Annotated in this window: 9 protein-coding genes; 7 read left to right on the top strand and 2 right to left on the bottom strand. The window is 41.5% G+C overall.

Annotated features, from left to right (window positions below; translation table 11 throughout):
* Positions 1-211: 211 nt before the first annotated feature.
* The gene (locus BIV59_RS18655; RefSeq protein WP_071352964.1) at positions 212-526 is read left to right on the top strand and encodes a heme biosynthesis protein HemY; all 315 of its coding nucleotides are present in this window, start codon (positions 212-214) and stop codon (positions 524-526) included.
* A gap of 345 nt (positions 527-871) precedes the next feature.
* Here the strand turns inward: BIV59_RS18655 and BIV59_RS18650 are convergent, their stop codons facing one another.
* Positions 872-1,393 (bottom strand): DinB family protein, encoded by a 522-nt coding sequence (locus tag BIV59_RS18650; RefSeq protein WP_071352963.1) that lies wholly within the window; start codon positions 1,391-1,393, stop codon positions 872-874.
* Positions 1,394-1,688: 295 nt separating this feature from the next.
* Between BIV59_RS18650 and BIV59_RS18645 the strand changes: the two genes are divergently transcribed.
* The 6 genes from BIV59_RS18645 to nadD all read left to right on the top strand — a co-directional run bounded on the left by BIV59_RS18645 (position 1,689) and on the right by nadD (position 6,766).
* Positions 1,689-2,390, top strand: coding sequence for an MBL fold metallo-hydrolase (locus tag BIV59_RS18645; protein ID WP_071352962.1), 702 nt, complete (start codon positions 1,689-1,691; stop codon positions 2,388-2,390).
* A gap of 13 nt (positions 2,391-2,403) precedes the next feature.
* Complete coding sequence (locus BIV59_RS18640; RefSeq protein WP_071352961.1) at positions 2,404-3,012, top strand: TetR/AcrR family transcriptional regulator; 609 nt, start codon at positions 2,404-2,406, stop codon at positions 3,010-3,012.
* Between the two features lie 220 nt (positions 3,013-3,232).
* Complete coding sequence (locus BIV59_RS18635) at positions 3,233-4,030, top strand: NUDIX domain-containing protein (protein ID WP_170846194.1); 798 nt, start codon at positions 3,233-3,235, stop codon at positions 4,028-4,030.
* A gap of 24 nt (positions 4,031-4,054) precedes the next feature.
* Positions 4,055-4,600: a cysteine hydrolase family protein gene (locus BIV59_RS18630; RefSeq protein WP_071352960.1), complete on the top strand. Its 546-nt coding sequence runs from the start codon at positions 4,055-4,057 to the stop codon at positions 4,598-4,600.
* A gap of 15 nt (positions 4,601-4,615) precedes the next feature.
* Entirely contained in the window at positions 4,616-6,088 is a 1,473-nt protein-coding gene (locus BIV59_RS18625) for a nicotinate phosphoribosyltransferase (RefSeq protein ID WP_071352959.1), read from the top strand.
* A 33-nt stretch (positions 6,089-6,121) separates the two neighbouring features.
* Positions 6,122-6,766 carry a nicotinate (nicotinamide) nucleotide adenylyltransferase gene (gene nadD, locus BIV59_RS18620; protein WP_071352965.1) on the top strand — a complete coding sequence of 215 codons (645 nt, stop codon included), beginning with the start codon at positions 6,122-6,124 and terminating at the stop codon, positions 6,764-6,766.
* Here nadD and BIV59_RS23955 read toward each other — a convergent pair.
* The coding region (locus tag BIV59_RS23955) for a hypothetical protein (protein WP_205684403.1) at positions 6,735-6,929 on the bottom strand (195 nt) is incomplete at its 5' end. The two genes, nadD and BIV59_RS23955, sit on opposite strands and share 32 nt — an antisense overlap.

Here is a 6,929-nt window from a genome sequence, read left to right as displayed (position 1 = left end):
GCCCCGCGGAAAGCGAGCAACCTGGAGCGGAAATCAACCGCCTTGTTTCATAGCAGCAAACAAAAACAGCCTTTTGGATTGGCAAAAGGATAAATGACGCAGGATTGGACTAATAACAGGCAAAAAAATAGACATCCTAGAATAGAAAGAGTATAAAAAAAGAAGCGGCCTTTTAAGGACGGATATTACTTATTAAGAAAGCGGTGTACTTATGAACGTTAAAATTAATCGTAATGCAGCTAAAGTATTGAATACAATTCTTGCGAGCAAGGAAGCAGAAGGCGGAAAAATGATCCGTGTCGTGATTTCTCATATGCACGGTGATCACGCACACTATGACATCGAGCTTGATACACCAAAAGAGCATGATGAAATCGTTAAAACCGACAAAGATATCGATATCCTTTTGGACAGCCGAGAAGAATTTCTTGATGGCGTCTGGATTAAATACTTTTATGTTCCACAGGAAGGGTTTGAAATTACCAATCCTTCAAAAGATGGACATGCTCATTCCCATAATCATTGATTAATCGTTCGTATATCTATAGAGAAGGGCTTGCGTTCTGAATGGAACGCAGGCTCTTTTTTTATGAAGAAAAATGTTTTATAGAAGATAGCTTCTTAAAGGATAACCTTTGTATAAATGGCCGGCTGATTTCCACTTCAGGATGCTTCGCTTTCCGCGGGGCGTGCGCTGAGCCTCCTCGACTTGCGTCTGCGGGGTCTCATCTGTCACGCTGATCCCGCTGGAGTCTTCGCACCTTTCGCTCCAATCAGCCTGACTTAACACTGGGACGCTTCACATAAAAAAACAACAATTTTTAAGAAAAGATCCTTTTGTAAAAAGATGTGTAAACTGCTGCAGGTAAAGTTATTCATTTTGATTTTGAGGCAGCATTTTTCTAAGTAATCTTATTTGGCCTCTATGATTAATTTCATCTTCAAATACGTGAAACCAGATAAAGTAGTTATTAGAGGGGTGGTTATCCCATAGTCTATTTTCATACAGCCAATTATCATTTAGTTCAGTAAATTCCCTCAACGTTCTATTTCTAACTTCCTCAAGTTTAGCAATATAGTATTCCAAGGGGTTTCCTTTAATGCAGTTTCTGCCTTGTTCTCCGAGGCTGTAGGGTGCACCCCATTCTTCCATCTCTTGTTCATTCGGCTTTCTGCCCTCAAAAATCTCAATTTGAAATCCCTTTTCAACAGCCGCCATATGTAATAAAAGTCCACCGATACTATTACCATTCTTGATCGGTAAAAAGTCTAATTCTGAGGTAGTTAATCCATAAACAGCTTCTAAAGTTGTTTTTCTTGTATAGTTCATTTGTGAGACAAGATGCCCTAATTGGGGGCTGAACCCCCTTAGCTTTTCAATCATAAACTCCATAAAATTACACCGCCATTGTTTAAATTGAAATCTTGATGGTCTGCTTTTTGCTGAATAAGATTCAATAATAATAGTACCATTAAAGGTGAATTTATTTTATCCATATTTTAGGGGGGTGAATAAAAGAAACTAAAAAATTTCAAGGCGAATGTAATACTGGCAGCATAGCTGCAGATTTTGGGACTTTTATATTTACACTGATACCAAAAAAATGTGAGAAAGTCATTGAAAAAACTAATACCATTAGTTATTACTAAACTAATGGTATTAGTTTAGTTAGTTTGGGGGGATATTAATGAAAATGACTCATATGAAGTCCTTGTATCAGCTAACATTTCTTCCGGGTTTTTTTCCTGTAAACTGCTATTTTGTTGAGGAAGAGGATGGGCTTACTTTAATTGATGCAGCACTCCCGTATAGTGCAAAAGCGATTCTTGAGGCTGCGGGTAAAATAGGAAAGCCGATTACCCGCATTCTTTTAACACACGCACATGGCGATCATGTCGGTGCACTCGATAACTTAAAAGAGACATTACAGGATGTTCCCGTTTATATTTCCGAACGGGATGCCCGGCTGCTTAGAGGAGATGTTTCGCTTGATAAGAATGAGCCGGATACACCGATTCGAGGCGGGGTTCCGAAAAGCCTGAAAACACGCGAGGACTTTACCCTAAAGGATGGAGACAGGGCGGGATCGCTGCTTTGTATATCAACACCAGGCCATACTCCTGGTTCCATGTCTTTCCTGGATACAAGAAGCAGGACTTTAATAGCCGGAGATGCTCTTCAGATTAGAGGCGGTATAGCAGTCTCTGGCAAGGTGCGTCCATTGTTTCCGTTCCCTGCCATGGGTACGTGGAATAAACAGGTTTCGATTGAAAGTGCAGAGAAACTGGCAGCCTGTGAGCCTGCAATACTTGCCGTCGGGCATGGAAAGCTTTTGCAGACACCTGCTGAAGCCATGAGGCGGGCCATAGAAGCTGCACGGGAACGCTGAAAGGAGAATGTATATGTCACCACGAGCAGGGCTTGACGAAAGCTCCGTTATTTTGGCAGCAGTCGAACTTGCTGAGAAAAAAGGCACGGAGAATGTCACGATGGCAACACTGGCAAGAAAGCTTGGGGTAAAGACACCTTCGCTATATAACCATATCGCAAGCTTAAAAAGCCTGCAGAATAAAATGGCCATTCACGCTCTCCGCCACCTTTATGCAGATGTCTCGGAGGCTGCAAGCGGAAAAAGCGGTGATGAGTCCGTTGCAAGCATCGCCAGGGCTTACGTAAATTTCGCCAGGCAAAAACCTGGCTTATATCAATCTACACTTCAGGCTCCGGATGTAAACGATCTCGAATATCAAAAAGCGGGCAGCAGTCTGGTTGACCTGATTCTTGAAAAAATGTCCTACCTGGAATTGGATGAAGACCAGGCACTGCATATGGTAAGGGGACTTCGGAGTATTCTTCATGGTTTTGCATCACTTGAACAATTGGGAGGATTCGGCCTGCCGCTTAAAGTCAATACAACGCTTGATGTAATCATTCAAACGTATTTAACGGGAATAAAGACTCAAAAAGCACATAACAAGAAGAATGAAGGAGATTTGCCTGGCAGGATTTAGAACCCGGTAAAATGGCTATAACTCTATAATAAAGGGTTATAGCCGCTTTTTATATAAAGTCCATTATTTATTTATGTACTATGTTGAATGTAGAGCAGGAAAATTGAATTAAAAATCAGAATAATTCATTTTAAGGGTTGCTGATGTTGCCAGTATATCATATAATATGATTAACAATTAGTTAATCATTAATCCCGGATGTTTGGAGATGCCGTAATAAATGGATAAAGAATATATTCACCATGCTGATGCATTAAAGGAATATGATGTGAAAAAATACCGCACACCAGATGGCTATACAAGCGACATCGCCATCTTTACTATTGCAAGTGATGAACATGCAGAGTATGGGCGCAGGCTTAAAATTATGCTCATTAAAAGAGCCCTTACAAATAATGAGGGGAAACCAAATATTGAAGGCGGGAAATGGGCGCTGCCAGGAGGCTTTGTGAACCCTGATGAAACAGCATTGGAAGCTGCTGCAAGGGAGCTTGCTGAGGAAACCGGTGTTTTGCATCTGCATTTAAAACATTATGCGGTTTATGACAAGGAAGGACGCGACCCGAGAGGCTGGATGATAACAAATGCCCATTATGCAGCACTGCCTGAGCATCTCCTCAGCAATCGAAAAGCAGGAGATGATGCGGCTGAGGTCAATTTGTTTGATGTGGAAGAAGCTTTACATCTGCCATTAGCCTTTGATCACAAACAGGTTATTGAGGATGCCCTAAAGAGCATCAAGCTCGATATGGTGCAGACCACTTTGGCAGGCAGGTTTTTGCAGGAAGAATTTACTTTATCAGAATTGCGCAGTGTTCTTCTGTGTACCGCAGAGGATATCCTCGATGAAGTGGTTAAATCGGAGCCGTTTTTCTGGAGAAAGGCTCCAAAGCTTCCTTTTATAGAAAATGTATTGAACCCTGATGGAAGCAGCAAAACCACTCAAAGAAATTCAAAATATAAAACGAAGCTTTACCGCTTTAATGATTATGAGCCAGTAAAAAGCATTTACAAATAAGTTCGGTTAAGGGGAGATAAATCGATGGCAAAAAGAGCATTGATAAATATTGATTATACAATTGACTTTGTTAATGGAGCGCTTCCTGCCGGGGAACCTGCTGAGGAGATTGAACAGAAAATTGTTGCGCTGACAGCAGAATTTCTGGCCAATAAAGATTTTGTGGTTTTAGCTATTGATCTTCATAGGGAAAATGATGCACTCCATCCGGAAACCAGATTATTCCCGCCTCATAATCTGGAAGGGACAAAGGGCAGGGAGCTGTTTGGAAGTTTACAAGAACTGTATAAAAGGAACAAGGATGATGAAAACCTTTATTATATGGATAAAACCAGGTATTCGGCTTTTGCCGGAACAGACCTTGGCTTAAGACTTAGGGCAAGGGAAATTACTGAGCTTCATTTAATTGGAGTCTGTACGGATATCTGTGTCCTTCATACAGCGATAGATGCATACAATCGTGGTTATACTATTATCATCCATAAAGAAGCTGTGGCGAGCTTTAACCAAGAGGGCCATGAATGGGCACTGAATCATTTCGAACATTCACTTGGCGCAAAAATTATGTAAACCGGAGGGACTGCTATGAACAAATTGTACAGTGATGATAGTTTGGCTTTGCACACTGATTTATATCAGATCAATATGGCTGAAACTTACTGGAAGGACGGTATTCACGATAAAAAAGCGGTTTTTGAACTGTTTTTCCGGAAACTTCCCTTTGGCAATGGCTATGCCGTTTTTGCGGGTCTTGAAAAGGCAATCAGCTATTTAAAGAATTTCAGATTCAGTGACAGTGACATCCGGTATTTGCAGGACTTGGGGTATAAAGAGGATTTTCTTTCCTATTTGAAGAATCTGACGTTCACAGGATCTGTTAAGTCGATGCGCGAAGGCGAAGTTGTATTTGGCAATGTGCCGCTGATGAGGGTGGAGGCTCCGCTCGCACAGGCCCAGCTTATTGAAACGGCATTGCTCAATATTATCAATTACCAGACATTAATAGCCACAAAAGCTTCAAGAATTAAGCAGGTGGTTGGAGATCAGACAGCGATGGAATTTGGCACCAGGCGCGCGCAGGAGATGGATGCGGCGATTTGGGGTACAAGGGCTGCCTTTATTGGGGGATTTTCTTCCACAAGCAATGTAAGGGCAGGGAAATTGTTCGGCATACCTGTTTCAGGCACCCATGCCCATGCATTGGTTCAGGCCTATCGTGATGAATATACTGCGTTCAGAAAATATGCAGAAAGGCACAAAGATTGTGTGTTCCTTGTGGATACATATGACACCTTAAGGTCCGGGGTCCCAGCTGCGATTGCTGTTGCAAAAGAGCTCGGAGATACAATCAACTTTATTGGCATCAGGCTTGACAGCGGTGATTTGGCTTATTTATCAAAAGAAGCCAGGAGAATGCTTGATGAAGCAGGATTTAAAGATACAAAGATTATTGCATCGAATGATCTGGATGAGTATACGATCATCAACTTAAAAGCCCAGGGAGCAGCCATCGATATATGGGGAATAGGCACAAAACTGATTACGGCATATGATCAGGCTGCATTGGGAGCTGTGTATAAGCTTGTATCCATTGAAGCTGAAAACGGTGAAATGCTTGATACGATAAAAATATCAGGGAATCCGGAAAAGGTATCCACTCCAGGCCTAAAAAGAGTGTACCGGATTGTCAATAAAAGCAGCGGAAAATCAGAAGGTGATTATATAGCCATGGACGATGAAAATCCTTCAGAAGAAGAAAGACTGAAGATGTTCGATCCGGTCCATACCTATATAAGCAAATTTGTTACAAATTTTGACGCCATTGAGCTTCATCATCCAATCTTTGCAGATGGTGAATTGGTATACGAGGAGCCTCAATTGACTGATATCCAAAAGTCTTTGGAAGAAAATCTCCAGTTTTTATGGGAAGAATACAAACGTGCCCTGCATCCGGAGAAATATCCGGTAGATTTGAGCCTGAAGTGCTGGGAGAACAAGATGAAAAATATTGAAGAAGTAAAGCAAAAAATCGAAGAGAAAATAAATCCGGCCGGATAAAGGTACGAGATCTGTTTGGGGAGGAGCGGCATGATGGCAAAAATCGGCATTTACGGGTCATCCTTTGATCCAATAACAAATGTTCATCTGTGGACGGCATCAACCATTGCTCACCGTGCGAAGCTGGATAAAGTGATTTTTCTGCCATGCACGAGCCGAAGAGCTGATAAAGAAATGAAAACGGGCAATGAACACAGATGGAATATGCTGCAGCTTGGCATTAAAGATAACCCGATATTTGAAGCGAGCGATTATGAAATTAATGAACATGCTGGAACAGGGAAACAATACACCTTTTACACGATGGAATATTTTAAGAAGCATTACCCGAATGATGACGTTTTCTTCATCATGGGCGCAGACTTATTACAGGATATCGATGATCAGGAGGTTCCGGTTTATAAACGGTGGAAGCATAGAGAAGAACTGATTGCCAACCACAAATTTATTGTTATGGCTAGAGACGGCATCGACATGCTCAAAGTCATTTCAAAAAGTCCTCTGCTGAGAAATTACGATAATGGCAGCACCTTTCATTTAATTGATAAGGGGTTATCCATGGAAATTTCCTCCTCATATATCCGCGATGAATTTTCCATCGGAGGGGAACCCCGATATCTCATGCCTGAAGCATGCTATCAATATATTATGGAAAATGGTCTTTACCAAAAGGATTAACGGGGGACTGTTTTTTGTTTTGACTGCTGTGCAAAAAAAACATCAAAGGAGCCTTTCCTTCTAGGCTCCTTATCTTTATTGGCTCTTTCCTTAAGGCTCTTTTCTTAAAGATTGTTGTTTTTTTAATTGTTCTGTGAAGCGAACCTGTTGTTAAACCGGGTTG

This window comes from Bacillus sp. MUM 13, assembly GCF_001866725.1.
Classification (GTDB): Bacteria; Bacillota; Bacilli; order Bacillales; family DSM-1321; genus Peribacillus.
The sequence above is the reverse complement of the archived record's forward strand: the minus strand, read 5'-3'. Positions and strand labels throughout refer to the sequence as shown.

Coding starts and splice junctions, on each gene's coding strand:
- BIV59_RS18655 (WP_071352964.1), top strand. CDS start 212: ATGAACGTTAAAATTAATCGTAATGCAGCTAAAGTATTGAATACAATT.
- BIV59_RS18650 (WP_071352963.1), bottom strand. CDS start 1,393: ATGGAGTTTATGATTGAAAAGCTAAGGGGGTTCAGCCCCCAATTAGGG.
- BIV59_RS18645 (WP_071352962.1), top strand. CDS start 1,689: ATGAAAATGACTCATATGAAGTCCTTGTATCAGCTAACATTTCTTCCG.
- BIV59_RS18640 (WP_071352961.1), top strand. CDS start 2,404: ATGTCACCACGAGCAGGGCTTGACGAAAGCTCCGTTATTTTGGCAGCA.
- BIV59_RS18635 (WP_170846194.1), top strand. CDS start 3,233: ATGGATAAAGAATATATTCACCATGCTGATGCATTAAAGGAATATGAT.
- BIV59_RS18630 (WP_071352960.1), top strand. CDS start 4,055: ATGGCAAAAAGAGCATTGATAAATATTGATTATACAATTGACTTTGTT.
- BIV59_RS18625 (WP_071352959.1), top strand. CDS start 4,616: ATGAACAAATTGTACAGTGATGATAGTTTGGCTTTGCACACTGATTTA.
- nadD (WP_071352965.1), top strand. CDS start 6,122: ATGGCAAAAATCGGCATTTACGGGTCATCCTTTGATCCAATAACAAAT.